Source organism: Actinomyces sp. Z5, assembly GCF_003287795.1.
Classification (GTDB): Bacteria; Actinomycetota; Actinomycetes; order Actinomycetales; family Actinomycetaceae; genus Actinomyces; species Actinomyces glycerinitolerans.
On the sequence record NZ_QMIN01000043.1, the window covers coordinates 45,796 to 60,686 of the forward strand.

General features: G+C 66.8%; 10 protein-coding genes. 3 read left to right on the forward strand and 7 right to left on the reverse strand.

Going from position 1 to position 14,891, the window contains the following annotated elements:
• Positions 1-100: 100 nt before the first annotated feature.
• Positions 101-1,942 carry an alpha-glucosidase gene (locus DRB06_RS05030; protein WP_111819283.1) on the forward strand — a complete coding sequence of 614 codons (1,842 nt, stop codon included), beginning with the start codon at positions 101-103 and terminating at the stop codon, positions 1,940-1,942.
• Between the two features lie 134 nt (positions 1,943-2,076).
• Here DRB06_RS05030 and DRB06_RS05035 read toward each other — a convergent pair whose 3' ends face one another.
• From DRB06_RS05035 to DRB06_RS05055, 5 genes are all read right to left on the reverse strand, one after another.
• On the reverse strand, positions 2,077-2,856 hold the full coding sequence (locus DRB06_RS05035; protein WP_111819284.1) for a CPBP family intramembrane glutamic endopeptidase: 780 nt from the start codon (positions 2,854-2,856) through the stop codon (positions 2,077-2,079).
• Between the two features lie 16 nt (positions 2,857-2,872).
• Positions 2,873-4,192 carry a chloride channel protein gene (locus DRB06_RS05040; RefSeq protein WP_395994424.1) on the reverse strand — a complete coding sequence of 440 codons (1,320 nt, stop codon included), beginning with the start codon at positions 4,190-4,192 and terminating at the stop codon, positions 2,873-2,875.
• A gap of 109 nt (positions 4,193-4,301) precedes the next feature.
• A complete protein-coding gene (locus DRB06_RS05045) occupies positions 4,302-5,180 on the reverse strand; it encodes a carbohydrate ABC transporter permease (protein WP_073326988.1) in 879 nt (292 codons plus the stop codon).
• A complete protein-coding gene (locus DRB06_RS05050) occupies positions 5,177-6,022 on the reverse strand; it encodes a carbohydrate ABC transporter permease (RefSeq protein ID WP_083565226.1) in 846 nt (281 codons plus the stop codon). The genes DRB06_RS05045 and DRB06_RS05050 overlap by 4 nt, the downstream gene beginning before the upstream one ends.
• Before the next feature lie 65 nt (positions 6,023-6,087).
• A complete protein-coding gene (locus DRB06_RS05055) occupies positions 6,088-7,422 on the reverse strand; it encodes an extracellular solute-binding protein (protein WP_073326985.1) in 1,335 nt (444 codons plus the stop codon).
• 660 nt (positions 7,423-8,082) lie between these two features.
• Here DRB06_RS05055 and DRB06_RS05060 point away from each other — a divergent pair.
• Positions 8,083-10,704 carry a GH92 family glycosyl hydrolase gene (locus tag DRB06_RS05060; RefSeq protein WP_181575191.1) on the forward strand — a complete coding sequence of 874 codons (2,622 nt, stop codon included), beginning with the start codon at positions 8,083-8,085 and terminating at the stop codon, positions 10,702-10,704.
• Between the two features lie 13 nt (positions 10,705-10,717).
• Here DRB06_RS05060 and DRB06_RS05065 read toward each other — a convergent pair whose 3' ends face one another.
• Positions 10,718-11,788, reverse strand: a complete 1,071-nt coding sequence (locus tag DRB06_RS05065) for a LacI family DNA-binding transcriptional regulator (RefSeq protein WP_073326980.1) — start codon at positions 11,786-11,788, stop codon at positions 10,718-10,720.
• 57 nt (positions 11,789-11,845) lie between these two features.
• Positions 11,846-14,224: a 6-phosphofructokinase gene (locus tag DRB06_RS05070; RefSeq protein ID WP_108966801.1), complete on the reverse strand. Its 2,379-nt coding sequence runs from the start codon at positions 14,222-14,224 to the stop codon at positions 11,846-11,848.
• A 268-nt stretch (positions 14,225-14,492) separates the two neighbouring features.
• Between DRB06_RS05070 and DRB06_RS05075 the strand changes: the two genes are divergently transcribed.
• The coding region (locus DRB06_RS05075) for a DUF6350 family protein (protein ID WP_258522146.1) at positions 14,493-14,891 on the forward strand (399 nt) is incomplete at its 3' end.

The following is a 14,891-nucleotide window of genomic DNA, read 5'->3' on the forward strand; positions in this document are numbered from 1 at the left end:
GTAACGGCTAGGACCGGTCAAGACGGTACTCGGGGGCAGAGGGATGCCGTCGTCCCATGCCCCCGGGCCTCGATATTGTCCAGCCCGGAAGGTTTTCGCCATGACCCAGCCGTCGTTCGTTGTCAGCGCCCATCACGTCGGAGACGACGCCGACTGGTGGCGCCGCGCCGTCGTCTACCAGATCTACCCGCGCTCCTTCCAGGACACCGACGGTGACGGCTACGGCGACATTCCCGGCATCACCGCCCGCCTGGATCACCTGGACGCCCTCGGCGTCGACGTCGTCTGGCTCAGCCCCGTCTACCGCTCCCCGCAGGACGACAACGGCTACGACATCTCCGACTACGAGGACATCGACCCGATGTTCGGCTCGCTGGCGGACCTCGACGCCCTGATCGCGGGGCTACACGCGCGCGGCATGCGCCTGGTGATGGATCTGGTGGTCAACCACACCTCCGACGAGCACCCCTGGTTCGCCGCCTCCCGCAGTGCGAAGGACAGCCCTAAGCGGGACTGGTACATCTGGCGGCCCGCCCGGGTGGTCCCCGGCCGGCAGCCGGGGGAACCGGGCACCGAGCCCACCAACTGGGGATCCTTCTTCTCCGGCCCCGCCTGGCAGTGGGATGAGGACACGCAGGAGTTCTACCTGCACCTGTTCTCCACCAAGCAACCCGACCTGAACTGGGAGAACCCGCAGGTGCGCCGCGCCGTCTACGACATGATGGGGCGCTGGCTCGACCGCGGGGTGGACGGCTTCCGCATGGATGTCATCAACCTGATCTCCAAGACCTACCCACTCGCCGACGGCCCCCGCCCGGACGGCGCCCTGTACGGCGACGGCGCGGCACTGGTCGCCAACGGGCCGCGCGTGCACGAGTTCCTGCACGAGATGAACCAGGCGGTCTTCGCCCCGCGCAGCCGACACATCATCACCGTCGGCGAGACCCCCGGTGTCACCACCGCCGAAGCCTCCCGCTTCACCGATCCCGCGAGCGCCGAGGTGGATATGGTCTTCCAGTTCGAGCACGTTGGCCTGACCGACGGCCCCGGCGGCAAATTCGACCCGCAGCCGCTGGACCGTGTGGCCCTCAAGCGCAACCTCGCCGGCTGGCAGGCCGCTCTCGCCCCCGACGTCGACGCCACCGGCCGCATCACCCGCGAGCGCGGCTGGAACTCCAACTACTGGGACAACCACGACCAGCCGCGCGCCGTCTCCCGCTTCGGCGACGACGACCCCGCCTGGCGGGAGACGAGCGCGAAGACCATCGCCTCCATCCTGCACCTGCACCGCGGCACCCCCTACGTCTACCAGGGGGAGGAACTCGGCCAGACCAACACCGTCTTCCACGGCATCGACTCCTACCGGGACCTGGAGTCCATCAACTACTTCCACGAGCGCACCGGCGTCGGCGACGACCCGGCCGCCCTGCTGGCCGGCCTGGCCGTCAACTCGCGCGACAATGCTCGCACCCCGGTGCAGTGGGACGCGACCGCAAACGCCGGCTTCACCGCCGCCACCCCCTGGATCGACGTCGCCCCCAACTACACGGAGATCAACGCCGCCGCCCAGGTGGGCGTGCCCGGCAGCGTCTTCGAGCACTACCGGGCGCTGATCGCCCTGCGCCACCATGACGACGCCGTCGCCCTGGGTACCTTCCGGCTCCTGGATGCTGACGCCGCCGACTCGTGGACGTTGCTGCGCGAGTACGTGGGGGCCGACGGCGAACGTGAGCAGATCCTGCTGATCGCCTCGTGCACGCGTGCCGGGCTGGAGACCGGGCCCGGTTCCGCCCTGCGTGGTCGACTGGCGGCCGAGGGGCTGGACCTGGGGGAGTGGGAGGATGCCGAGCGCGTGCTCATGGCCTCCCTGCCGGCCGATGCGGCCCTGGGCGTGCCCGACCTGGACGGCTGGGACTCCGTGATTCTGCGCCGTCGGATCTGAGAACTGTCCGAATCCGGGACAAACGATCCAGTCTTGCCGATCTCCGGTCTCGGGATCGTTGGAATCATGCGGTTTCTGGATTCGGTCCGGGTCTCACCGGCGGCGTTTGTCCCGAACTCGGACAGTAAGCGGGCTTACGAGGCGTTCCCGTGGGCGGGGTTCGGCGTTCGACTCAGCCACCACACGAGCAGTGCGGCCGCGGCCAGCTGGGCGGAGGTGATGAGCACGGTGGGCGCATCGGGCGCGGCCCAGGACTGTTCCCGCGGAGCCAGTGCGTCGAGGAACACTCCGACCGCGTTCGAGCCCATGTGCATACCCAGGCCGAAGAACAAGGACCGCAGTCGTACCACCGACCAGCCGGCTACCAGACCGAAGACCAGCTTGTCAGGAACCTCGACCGCGTATGCCGATGCGGTCAGCCCGGAATCCAGCCAGGTGGGCAGGTGCCAGGCCACGAACGCCAGGGCGGTGGCGGATATGGCCAACGGCGCGCCCCAGCGCCGGAGCAGTGGATCCAGAAGGACGCGGCGCAGGGCAACCTCCTCGGGAATCGCATTCAGGCAGCAGCCGACAAGCACCGCCATGCCGACAGCGCTCACTAGCTGGGCCGGTGTGGCAGCGGTTACGGCTGTTACGTAGCCGGGCTCCTCCTGCGCGCGCAGGAGGAGCCCACCAATGACCGGTGCGGCGGCGCCGACTGCGAGCAGGGCCCACGTTCTCGATCTCCCGTCCGAGTACATGAGATCGCGCCACGGTCGCTGCTCCGCCAGACGCCAGTAGCACAGCGCGCACAGGTAGAACGCCAGGAGCAGCAACCGCCACGGGCCTCCGCTCAGCACCAAGAGGATGGCCGTCACGGGGGCGGCGATGAGCAGGGTCAGTAGGAGGAAGGTGGCTTGCGGGCGAGTGGACATGGCGAGGACTCTCGGTTCAGGAACTTGCTGGGCCTCCCCGGCGTCGAGGTCGAATGTGTCTGTCCAGCCCCAGAGGCGAGGTCAGCCACCAGCAGCATACGGAGACCACCGCCATCAGGGCCAGCACCCAAAGCGGCCCGCGGGCGAGCTCCCACACGAACACCGTGCCGAACACGGGCGCTCGCTGCGTGATCGACAGCACGGCGCCGGCGCCGACGAGTGCCAGCACCGGAATGCTCACCTGCCAGCCGGCCAGGTTCGCGGCGACCGCCACCGCCGCGCCCGCACTGCCGCCCAGGGCGAAGGACGGAGCCAGCAGGCCGCCGGTGGCGCCCGCCCCCAGGGTGAGCCCGGTCAACAGCGGCTTGAGTACGACGACGCCGAGCAGGCTTGCCAGAGCGGCTGCGGTGACGGGGGAGACCAGTGCCGCCTCCAGGGCGTCGCGGCCGTTGCCGGGCAGCACCGGCAGCCACAGGGAGGCCACCCCCGTAAGCAGCCCGGCAGCCCCGATGCCCAGTGGCAGCGCCCAGGTGTCCGGCAGTCGGTGATCCTTGAACCGCCTCCACAACGACCGTGCGCCCACACCCAACAGCGCTGCCAGCCCCGCCACCGGCAACGCCGCCACCAGTGTCGCGGTGTCGGGCGCGCCCATGGTCACCTGAAAGGTGGGGCGCCCGCCCGAGTGCAGCCAGGAGACCACCGTGGCCAGCAGACTCACCGGCACGGCCAGCCACACGCCCCGCCGGCGCATCCCCGCCAGCATGGTGATCTCGACGGCGAAGGCGGCCCCGCCCAGGGGCGCGTTGTACATGGCCGCCAGGCCCGCGCCGGCCGCCGCGGCCACCAGGGTACGGGCTGTGCGCGGCTGCAGGCCGAGGCGGGAGGAGACTCGGGCGGCGACGGCCCCGGCCATGAGACGAGGCGCGCCCTCACGTCCCACCGAGTTGCCGGCGCCCACCGTGAGCACCTGGAGCACGCCGTCGGCGAAGGGGCGCAGCAGACCCATGTGGCGCCCGGTCCGGCCGGAGACGTCCCCGACCGCCGCTTCCACGCCGACGACGCCGCCGGTGGATCGCTCCCACCACCACAGGGCGCCGGCGGCCAGCCCGCCGACAGCCGGTGCGGCGATCCGCCTCCAGGCGGCGGCCGCCTGCACGCGCTGGGGGAGCGTGCCCTCGCCGACCCCGTAGAAGAGCCATTCGAAGCCCTCCAGCAGGAAGGCCATGGCGATGCCTATCAGGCCCGCCGCCACGCCGGAGACGAGTGCGGCCGCCAGCAGGCGCGCGCAGGTGTGGGACGGCACGGCGGGCGAGTGTGAGGAAGCACCTGAGGTCACCGGATGACCCTACCTACCGGCGGTCGACGACCGCCGGTAGGTGAGGATGTGCCGCCAGGGGGAGCTTTTCGGTGCGTGAACGCTATGGGCCGGCCCCGTTCGTCGTCACCTATTTCCCCGCCCCAGCGGTGATTCCCCGTACCAGAGAGCTTTGCAGCAGTAGATACACTATGAGACTCGGTACTAGTGCGAGTACCGATCCTGCCGCGAGTAGGCCCGTGGACCCCGATGGATCATCCCGTAGCAGGGCGATGGCAACGGTGATCGTGTATGAGCCTGGACCGTTGGAGGCGATTAGCGGAAGCAGATACTGGTTCCAGATCATAATGAATCCGAAGATGGTGATGACGCCCAGGGCGGGCTTGCACATTGGCAGAACGATCCTGCCCAGCACACCAATCTCGCTGAGCCCATCGAGCCTGGCTGCCTCGCAGATCTCCTCGGGGATGTCCCGCATGAACTCGGTCATCACCATGATTGAGAATCCCCAGATGCCCACCGGCAGGATGATCGCGAAGACGGTGCCCTTGAGATTGATCCCCAGCAACGGGAGATCACCCAGCACGATGGACAACGGGACCGCGATCACTTCCTCGGGCAACATCATGGTCATGAGGAACAGCATCATTACCAGTGCCTGCCCGCGGAACCTGCGCCGTGACAGTGCATAGCCGGCGAGTACCGACGCCGTCATCTGGAGCAGCAGTCCGCCGCCGGCGATGATCAGGGAGTTGCGTAGGTAGGTGTAAAGGTCCCATTCGCCGGCCGCGCGGAAGTTGTCCAACGTAGGGTCCGTAGGCAACACCGCGAGTTGAGTCGGATCAGAGGTGTGGCTGAAGGCGCTGGATATGACCGTGAGGAACGGGACGCCGAAGACGGCCAGCAGCACCGCCGCGATCAGCACCCGGGTCACTCTGGAGCTTGGGCTCCTGGTCCAGCCCAGCGCCGAGTCGAACCGGCTGAGAGCCGGTTTATCAGTGCGTTTCATGAGTCCCTCCTACGCGCGGACAGCCAACGTACGATGATCGTGAGTGTCAGCGTCGTGACCAGCAGCAGAATGGACGCGGCGCTGGCAACACCCACGTCGCTACGGTCGAACCCCTGCGTGTACACCTGCGTCATCCATGTGGTGGTCGAATTGGCAGGGCCGCCGCCCGTCAGCACGTAGACCTCGGTGAAGATACCCAGTGCACGAATGGCAGCGAGCGTCAGAACGATGATCATCGAACTGCGCAGGCTGGGAATAACGATGCTCCACAAGCGCCGCCACCGTCCGGCACCATCGACTGCGGCGGCCTCGTAAAGGTCCCTGTCTATGCCCGCCAAGCCCGCGAGGAATATCACCATGTTGTACGGGGCTCCAGACCAAATACCCACTGCGGCAACTGACATCAGCGCCGTGCTCGGACTGTCCAGGAAGGTGGAGGGTCCGAGATGAAACCACCCCAGAACGGTGTTGAGGAAGCCGCCCGGATCCGGGAAGTAGATAATTCGCCAGATTTCACCGATGACGGCGGTCGCGGTCACTACCGGCAGGACGACAACGGTGCGCGTGAGCCACAAGCCGATGCCGGATCCCTCTAGAACGAGCGCGAGCAACAGGCCGCCTACGACGCTTCCCGTGGTCTGCACCAGTGCGAGGATGACGGTGTGTCCCAGAGCGGCGGTAAACCCGGAGGAACTGAGCACCTTGACATAGTTGTCCAGACCCACCCAGGTATTGCCCAGGTAGGGGGTCACCTTGTGAAAGCTGTAGTAGATCCCTTCTGCCAGCGGGATGAACTTGAACATGACGGCAAGCAGCAGCGCCGGCGCCAGTAGGAGCCACATGGTGACCGTGGTCGCCTTCGGTGTGGGCAGTCTCCTACGTGTGCTTGCATGAACGCTTGGAGCCGTCACAGCAACCCCAGCTCGTCAAAGACGTCTTCCAACTCGGTCTTGAGGTTCTCCAGTTCGTTCACCGGATCCTGCTCCGGGCTGGCGACGATGGTGTTGAGTGACTCGGCAATGACCTGCTTGATTGCCGAAGCATCTGCAACCGCGGGGAAGGCCTGGGACGAGTTCGCCAGGCTGTCCTGTACGACGCCCCAACGTTCGTCGTCGTAGATCGTGGCCGCATCCATATCGGAACGGACCGGAACTCGCACGACCGGCTGCTTACTGTTGGTCATGCACGTGGTCTGGCCCTCCTCGGAAATGAACCAGGAGATGACCTTATTGACGGCGTCCAGCTTCTCGGTGCCAGCAGACACATAGATGTTCTCGCCCTCGGCAAGGACTGTGCCGCCCTGTGGGCCGACAGGCGCCGGGGCGACGACGTAGAGGTCTTTTCCGGGTGCCTCGTCCATTGCCGAGAATTGGTAGGGGCCGGTAAGTGTATGGCCGACCTTGCCCTCGGCGAAGAAGGGGGTGGATACAGAGGTGTCGGCGGTCAGGGCGCCTGGCTGGACGCGCCCGCTGACGGCGAAGAGATCCTGGATCCAGCGAATCGCTGACACTGTAGCTTCAGAGGTGGTGTCCACGGTGAAGGTGCCGTCGCCATTGTCGGTCCATAGCGAGCCGCCGCCCTGCCAGATATAGCTCATAGCCCAGCGGGCCAGGTAGCCGTTCTTGGCGGTTCCGGCGACGTTGGTGCCGTAGGTGTTCGCCGAGCCGTCACCGTCGGGGTCCCCCGAGACGGCTGCGTCGAGAAAGGCCACGTACTCCTCCCAGGTGGTTGGGACCGAGAGGCCCAGTGTCTCCAGCCAGTCGGAGCGGAAACAGTCGACCATCGTTTGTCGGGAGTAGGGCACGGCGTAGGCGCCGCCATCGATCTGAGTCTCGGCCCAGCGGGCGTCGTCGATACCGGAGGCCTCGGCGTAGTCGCCGAGGGTGATCTCCCGGAGGAGGCCCTGACGCTGGTAGGTGCCCAGCAGTACGTCGTCATTGATCCACAGGTCCGGCAGGTTCTTGGACTGGGCGCGGCTTTGAAGCTCCTGGCCGAAGTTGTCCACCGTCGAGAAACTGACGGTGACTCCGGTTGCCTCCTCAAGCGCAGGGACGATTTCGGCGTAGGCATCGGCGGTCGTGGCGCCGCCACGCGCCCACATCTCGATGCTGTTGGCATCGGAGCCGCCGCCTGATGAACCCGCCCCCGATGATCCGCAGGCGGCCAGCAGGCCCGACACGGTTGCGAAGCCGCCGTAGGCGAGCACGGCGCGACGTGAGGGGCGGAAGAAGTGTGTCGACATTTAAGGCTCCTTTGCAGCTCAAACGACGGTGCGTCACGACACCTTGTACATCGAGGTAGTGCAGCGATGTAGTACCACGATGTACTATGAGTGTACATGCATGTCCCCCGGATGGAAAGAGACTTCACCATGTCGCCCTCAGCGCCGCCACAGGCCATCCGCTTCGCCGCGTCCCGTGGCCCGAGTGCGCCGCCGAGTTCAACGCCGCGTTGCGGGCTGTTCGAGGGGGAAGTGCGCGCTTACACGGTTGTTCGCCCCGGGGAGATCGGCATCGGCCTACCCGATCGGCCTGCTGTCGCGGGGGAGATTCTCGAGGTAGCCCTGTTCCCTCAGCTGCTCTTGCAGCACGATGGTGCGCCAGATAGGGCATCCACCCTGCTGGGTGTGGGTGCGGACGATGGACGGGGCGCACTCCGGCACCTGTGTGACGACAACGGGCACGATCTGACTGCCGTGCCCCCACCGCGTCCTGCGCACTTGGCTGCCACAACGCTGATCCCCGAGCAGTGGAATATCTGGCGAGTACCGCTCGACGCTCTTCCGTCCGGAACGCCGCTCAGCGCGGTGAGGCTGATCTCGTTCGCGGACCATGGTGCCGGTTGGATACAGGCGCGTGTAGTGGGCGGGGACTCTTCCACGCAGACGCGTAGAGCTCGGGACGTGGTCGACTACGTGCGTACCACCAGGGGAACTCATACAGGTCGTGGTTTCTCCCGTGGCAGCACCCTGCCGGCGGTCTGCCTGCCGCACGGCATGAACTTTGTTACTCCAGTGACCAACGCCCGCACCCGACGCTGGCTCTATCGCTGGCACGGGGATCCGAATCCACGCCTAGAAGCCGTCGCGTTGAGTCATCAGCCCAGTCCCTGGATCGGTGACCGCGGTTCCATGCAGATCATGCCCTACGTGCACGCCCCGGTGTCGGACCCGCAGCGTCGGGCACTACGTTTCAGCCATGAGGAGGAGATCGCCCATCCCGATTACTATCGGGTGCGCCTTGACGGCGGCATCGAGCTGGAGATGACAGCGACTGCCCGCACCGCGGCGGTCCGCATCTGTTTGCCGTGTGCCGGCGGGATCACCGTCGACCAGGCCTTCGACGGGCGCCTGCACACCAGTGTCACCGATACGGGAGTTCTGCTGCATGGCTGGGCTCCTGGAAACGTTGTTCGTCCATCGCATCCCAGCCCACCACGCGTGTTCTTCGTCGGCGAGATCAATGGCGGAGGCGAGGTGATTCCGGCGTTTGAGGATGACGGTCACGTACGTAGCCAAGCTGCGCACGTTCCCCTGCCGGCGGGCACGCACGAGGTTCGCCTGGCCACCTCGTTCATTTCAGTGGAGCAGGCCTGGCACAACCTCAGTCTCGAGTCCGAGGGGCGCGCTTTCGAGGACCTGCGCCAAGCAGCTCACTCCGCCTGGGCGGAGCCGCTTGGCGCGCTCGAGTTGCCCGGGGCCACGGAGGAGCAACGCGAGACTGCCTATACAAGCCTGTACCGGCTCCTGTGCTACCCCAATGTCGCCCACGAGAACACCGGGAGTGAGCGCGTGCCCCGTATTGCGCACGCAGCAGTAGCTTTGCCGCTTGAGCGTGAACACACCGACACGGTCACCGGTTGCCGGGTGCTCCCCGGCGAGCTGTACGTCAACAACGGGTACTGGGATACCTACCGGACTAGTTGGCCCGCCTACCACCTGCTGATGCCGGGACTCGCTGGGAAGCTGCTTAACGGGATGCTGCAGCTGTTTCGAGATGGCGAGTGGATGGGGAGATGGGTCGCTCCCGGGTTCATCGACTGCATGGTGGGTACGGATTCCGATGTGATCTTCGCCGACGCCGCCGTACACGGCGTCGACTTCGACCAGGACGTGGCCTACCTGTCCGCACTGCGCAACGCCATGACGCCGCCGGCTCATACCGAGGTCGGCCGAGCCGGCAATCGGACGGCGCGCTTTCGCGATTGGGTGGACTCCTCCACTCCAGAGGCTCTGAGCTGGACGGTTCAAAATGCGATCGACGACGCTGCGATCGGGCGGTGGGCGAGCCGACTCGCCGACCGCGCCGATGGGGAAGCACGTTCAGATCTGCTCGCAGAGGCGTTCTATTTCATCAACCGCTCACTGCGTTGGCGCAACCTCTTCGATCCCGATTCCGGTTTCCTCCGTCAACGCCGCGATGACGGTATGTGGGAGGTGGCCCCGGCGAACTTCAACCCTCGTGAATGGGGCGGGGGATACACCGAAACGAATGGCTGGGGAATGGCCTTCTCCCCGGTTCACGACGCCGCCTGGCTGGCCAACGCCCTGGGCGGGCCCGCCGCACTGGGAAGAAAGCTTGATGACTACTTCCAAGATCCGGAGAAGGCGGCCGTATCCCAACGCGGGACTTACGGGCATATCCTCCACGAGATGACGGAGGCTCGGGCTATCGGCATGGGACAGTTCGCGGTCTCGAATCAGCCTGCCCACCATGTGCCCTTCATGTATCTGCACTCCGATCGGCCCGATCGAGCCGCTGAGGTCCTGACTGACGCTTTCGATTATCTATTCAACGGTGGACGCATCGGGCAGGGGTGGCCGGGAGACGAGGACAACGGCGAGTTCAGTGCCTGGTGGCTCCTTGTGGCCATGGGGTTGTACCCGCTCGACGTGGGTTCGGGGAAGTATGTTGTCACCCCGCCGCAGCTGGCCGCTGTGCGCTGGACGCGCCGTGACGGCAGTGTCCTGTCAATAACCCGAGAGGGTGATGGCAAGTACATCGCAGGCGTCGAGGTCAACGGACACCCACTCACTGCTCCGGTAGTAGACGCCTCCACACTGCACGCCGACGTGCATGTCCTGGTTCGTGTTTGCTCCCAACCCCACAGTTGGGGGCTTGGCGACCGCCGGTTGTCGATGACCAGCGACGAACACGAATATCAGCGGGACAAGGCGCACTCCGAGAACCTGCGTTCGACAGTGCCGGGGGCTGTTGCTCTCGTAGACGACTCTGCAGATACCGAGACCGTGCTGCCGCCCGACACGCGACTGGAGGTGGAGTTGGATCGTCCTGAGGCGGCACGGGTCGCCACTCTAACCGGAACCGGCAGCGTTGATGTGGAAATAGCCGTCCGTGAAGACGGGGCGTGGTCCGGGGCCGTCAAACGCCGGGTGGTATTTCGCTGGCCCGAGGAAACGCGGGTGATCGGGCTGCCTACGTCGCCGGCGGGGGTACATAACGTCGAGGCCGTCAGCTTGCGATTCCCAACCGGGGCCAGGCTGACTCAACTCGAAATCATTTGACGCTTCGCGACACTTAAACCGAACCGGTACCAGAATCGTCGAGGGTGTTGGCGTCCGCGGGTACTCCTCCGGTGGACTGCCGCACCTCGATATGGAAGGCGGGCTGGATAAGCTCCCTGGGTTGACGGGGCAGGGCGGGATCGCGATGGTGCTCGTCGATCCGCATCATCAACAGGCGGATGGCCTCTCTCGCGAACTCCCGGTGATCCACGGATAAGGACGTGAGGGTCGGGCTGGTGAAGGAAGCATCCTCAATGTTATCGATTCCCACCACCTTCACGGCGTCTGGCACTCGGATGTCATGCGCTCGGAAGCTGTGTAAGGCGCCAATTGCCAGGGCGTCATTCATCGCCACCACGGCGTCGAAGGGAATCCCCGAGTCGATAAAGGCATTCATTCTCTGGGTACCCTGAGGCAGGCGCCAGGTCGACTCCGAAAGCAACAGACGTTCATCGACCTCAAGACCCATCTCCGTATGAGCCGCGCGAAAACCGCGTTCACGCAGTGGAGCCGAGCCGTGGTCGGTACCCGGCGCGCAGCCCAGAAGCGCCACTCTGCGACAGCCCAGGCTGAGCACGTAGGCGGTCAGGGCATGCGCAGCGGCCACGTTCGGCAGAGTCACCCGGTCCAAATCAGGCGGATCGACGCGCTCGCCCAACAACACCAGCGGGAAGTCGACTTGGTACTGCTCCAAGTCTTCCGAGCCGAGGGCCTGAGGACTGAGAATAGTTCCGTCGGTGAAGTGTCGGTTGGGTCCGTGTAGGACGTCGATTTCGCGCTCGCGTTGGCCGTCCGTCTGCGTCACCAGTACGCGGCCCCCTCTGCGTTCGGCCGCGTGAATGACTTCCCCCGAGAGCTCCGCCAGGTAGGGGTCGCGCAGATCCGGCACCGCCAGCGTAACCATCCCAGTGCGACCGCGTCGCAGGCCTCGTGCCGCAAGATTGACCGTGTACCCCAGCTCCTGAATCGCCTTCTCCACACGCTCCTTGGTCTCGGGACGCAGATACCGGTATCCGTTGAGCACATTTGACACAGTCTTTGGCGAGACACCAGCGTGCCGCGCGACATCGGCGATTGTCACCATATCCGCATCATGCCCGAAGCCATACCGGCCGGAGACGCTCTCAACACTGCCGGCCCCTCAGTCCGTCTCCCCGGCGGAGGCCGCCTGGGTGACCGTCTGGCCGAAGTCGGGAACCTCCTGCGGGGGAATCACCCCCAGGTCCTTGTTGACCAGGCCGATGGCGTCGCGCAGGCCCATCCACCACTGGTGCAGCGGGCGGCGCGCGGTCAGGTCCAGTTCCTCATCCATGTGCTCCAGGCGGTGGTGAGTAATCCGCCCCTCCACGAGCCCCACATAGCTGGAGTGATAGGTGCCGGCGTCCAACTGGTCGGATAGCAGGTCCAGCGCGTGCGCCACCAGCTTGGTGGCCATGATGCGGTCGAAGGCGGTCGGGTCGCCGCCCTGTTGCAGGTGACCGATCTGCGCCTGCCGCACGTCGTACAGGCCCTCGCTCTCCTCGGAGAAGATCTTCGCCAGCACGTCCAGGGTGTAGTTCTCGCTGGCCCGTTCATTGCGGATCACCAGGTAGAGCTTGCGGCCCGAGCGGAAGGACTCCACCATGCGGGCCGAGTCCTGGGCCAACTTCTTCAGCGTCAGCCCCTCCTCGTTGAGGTACACCCGCTCCGCGCCGGTGGCTATGCCGCTCATCAGGGTCAGGTAGCCGCAGCGGCGGCCCATCGCCTCCGCCACGAAGCAGCGACGCGAGGCGGCCGCCGACTGCTTGATCGCGTCCAGCGCGCCCACGGCGCTGTTCAGGGCCGTGTCCGCCCCGACCGACAGCTCGGAGCCGGGCAGGTTGTTGTCAATGGATGCGGGCACGCAGATCATGGGGATTTTAAAGGCGGGGTAGCGATCCCGCTCGGTGACCAGCTCATGCGCGGCCAGGTAGGCGTTGAAACCGCCGATGATCAGCAGGGCGTCGATCTGATTGGACTCGATCGTTCGCCCCAGCGCGTACAGCTGCTCAATGGTGGGGATATCCCGGCGTGTGCCCAGCTCGGCGCCGCCGTCGCCGACCCAGCCCTCGACGTCGTCCCAGGACAGTTCGCGCACGTTCCCGTCCAGCAGACCCGGGAAGCCGCCGTACACGCCGAGCATGGTGAAGCCGTGGTCCAGGCCCAGGCGCACCGCGGCGCGCGCCGCCGTGTTCATGCCCGGCGCCAGCCCGCCGGCGTGCACGATCGCCACCCGCCGGGCGCGGCCGGCACCCTGCAGCGTGTCCTCTGCTGCCGGGTCCAACTCCGGCGGGGTGGACATGGTCTCGAAGATCCCCAGCATCTGCTCGAAGCTGGAGCCGCGGGCCGCCACCGCGCCCCGGTAGTCGCCGGCTGCCACCAGGTCCTTTACGGCCCGGGTGGCGCGGATCTGCTCCATCATGGGCAGACGCCTAATGCGGTTGTGCCGCTCGGCGATGATCACCGGCTCGCTCTCCGCGGTGGCCAGCACCACCTCGCGCGCGGCGGTGCAACCCAGCAGGGTGGACATCCAGCGGTCGTAGGCACTCGGCTTACCACCTCGCTGCACGTGACCGAGGATGGTCACGCGGGCCTCCTCGCCGAGGCGCTCCGCCATGACCCGCTTGACGTCGTCGGCGGTGATGGGGTTGCCGGAGCGGTCGGTGGCCCCCTCGGCCACGATCACCATGGACTCGCGGCGCCCCGCCTCCCGGCCCTTGGCGAGCTTGCGGCACATGTCCTCCTCCCACCCCTCGGCGGGCGGCAACTCCGGCACGAGCACGTAGTCGCAGCCTCCGGCCACGGCCGCCATCAGCGCCAGGTAGCCACAGTGCCGACCCATCACCTCCACAATGAAGGTGCGCTGGTGGGAGGCGGCGGTGGAGGAGATGTCGTCGATCGCCTCCAGGATGCGGTGCAGGGCGGAGTCGGCGCCGATGGTCATGTCGGCGCCCACCAGGTCATTGTCGATCGAACCGACCAGCCCGGTAACCATGAGCACCGGGTGCGCGGCCGCCGTCTGCTCGGTGATGTCCCCGCGCTCGACCAGCTCGGCCACCAGGGACGGCCAGTTCTTACGGAACTCGTTGGTGCCGGTCAGGGATCCGTCCCCGCCGATCACCACCAGCCGGTCGATGTCATGCTCCAGCAGGTTGCGGCAGGCCGCCAGCTGCCCGGCGCGCTCGCGGAACTCCGCCGAGCGGGCGGTGCCGATGATGGTGCCGCCGCGGTGCAGGATGGAGCCGACCGAGTCCCACTCCAGTTTGCGTATCCCATCCCCGCCGGCCACGGCGCCCGACCAGCCCTCCATGACCGCGTACGGCTGTGCGCCCATGCGCAGCGCGGTCCGTACGACGGCGCGCACGGCAGCGTTCATGCCCTGCGCGTCACCGCCAGAGGTGAGCACGCCGATGCGCACGGGCTCATCGCTGGGGGAGGCGGGGGGAGTACCGGCTGCGTCGGCGGGGCCGGTCGAAGTACTGATGAGCGCGTCGTTAGCCATCGTGGGTCCTTCCGTGGGCGTCCGGTGCCTGGTGCTGACCCCGATTCTAGTGTGGTCCGCGCCGCATGCCCCAGGCTCGCCCGGGCTCGTTCACACCTTGTTTACCTTGGCTGCGCGGTTGGCCCGGTTCGCCCGGGTACAGCCAGGAGCTCGTCCCCGCGTCCGCCCGTGTCCTAGCGCGCCCCACCCTCCGGACCGGGTTAGTGTCGGTGCCGATCAGCCCGACGCCGTCGGGAGGTACGCCCCTGAACAGGATGGAGATGCGGGCATGAACCTTAGGGATCGGCTGCACCGACAGCCCCCGCCGACGCCGGGCGGCTCCCGGCGTCCGACCCTGCCCGCCGACTGGCCGCTGGCCGTGCGCGCAGGCGTGGAGGCGGTGGCGCTCGGCTGGGGCGTCGTGGTCCTGCCCACCCTCGTCCTGTACCTGGTCGACTCCTCCCGCGATGCCGCCGCGGCCCTGACCCTGGGCGGCGTGCTGCGCACGGGCACCGGCATTTGGAGCCTCGGCTTCGGCGGCGCCATGGGGAGCCCCGACGGCGACTACGGCACGCTCAGCCTGCCGCTGCTGGGGCTGACGCTGCTGCAGGCGTGGCTGACCCGATCCTCCGTGCGCCGGGCCCGGATCAGCGGGCCCGCCGCCGGCGCGATCGCGGTGCTTGCCGCC

Coding starts and splice junctions, on each gene's coding strand:
- DRB06_RS05065 (WP_073326980.1), bottom strand. CDS start 11,788: ATGGTGACAATCGCCGATGTCGCGCGGCACGCTGGTGTCTCGCCAAAG.
- DRB06_RS05050 (WP_083565226.1), bottom strand. CDS start 6,022: ATGTGGCTCCTACTGGCGCCGGCGCTGCTGCTTGCCGTCATGTTCAAG.
- DRB06_RS05045 (WP_073326988.1), bottom strand. CDS start 5,180: ATGAAACGCACTGATAAACCGGCTCTCAGCCGGTTCGACTCGGCGCTG.
- DRB06_RS05030 (WP_111819283.1), top strand. CDS start 101: ATGACCCAGCCGTCGTTCGTTGTCAGCGCCCATCACGTCGGAGACGAC.
- DRB06_RS05070 (WP_108966801.1), bottom strand. CDS start 14,224: ATGGCTAACGACGCGCTCATCAGTACTTCGACCGGCCCCGCCGACGCA.
- DRB06_RS05055 (WP_073326985.1), bottom strand. CDS start 7,422: ATGTCGACACACTTCTTCCGCCCCTCACGTCGCGCCGTGCTCGCCTAC.
- DRB06_RS05035 (WP_111819284.1), bottom strand. CDS start 2,856: ATGTCCACTCGCCCGCAAGCCACCTTCCTCCTACTGACCCTGCTCATC.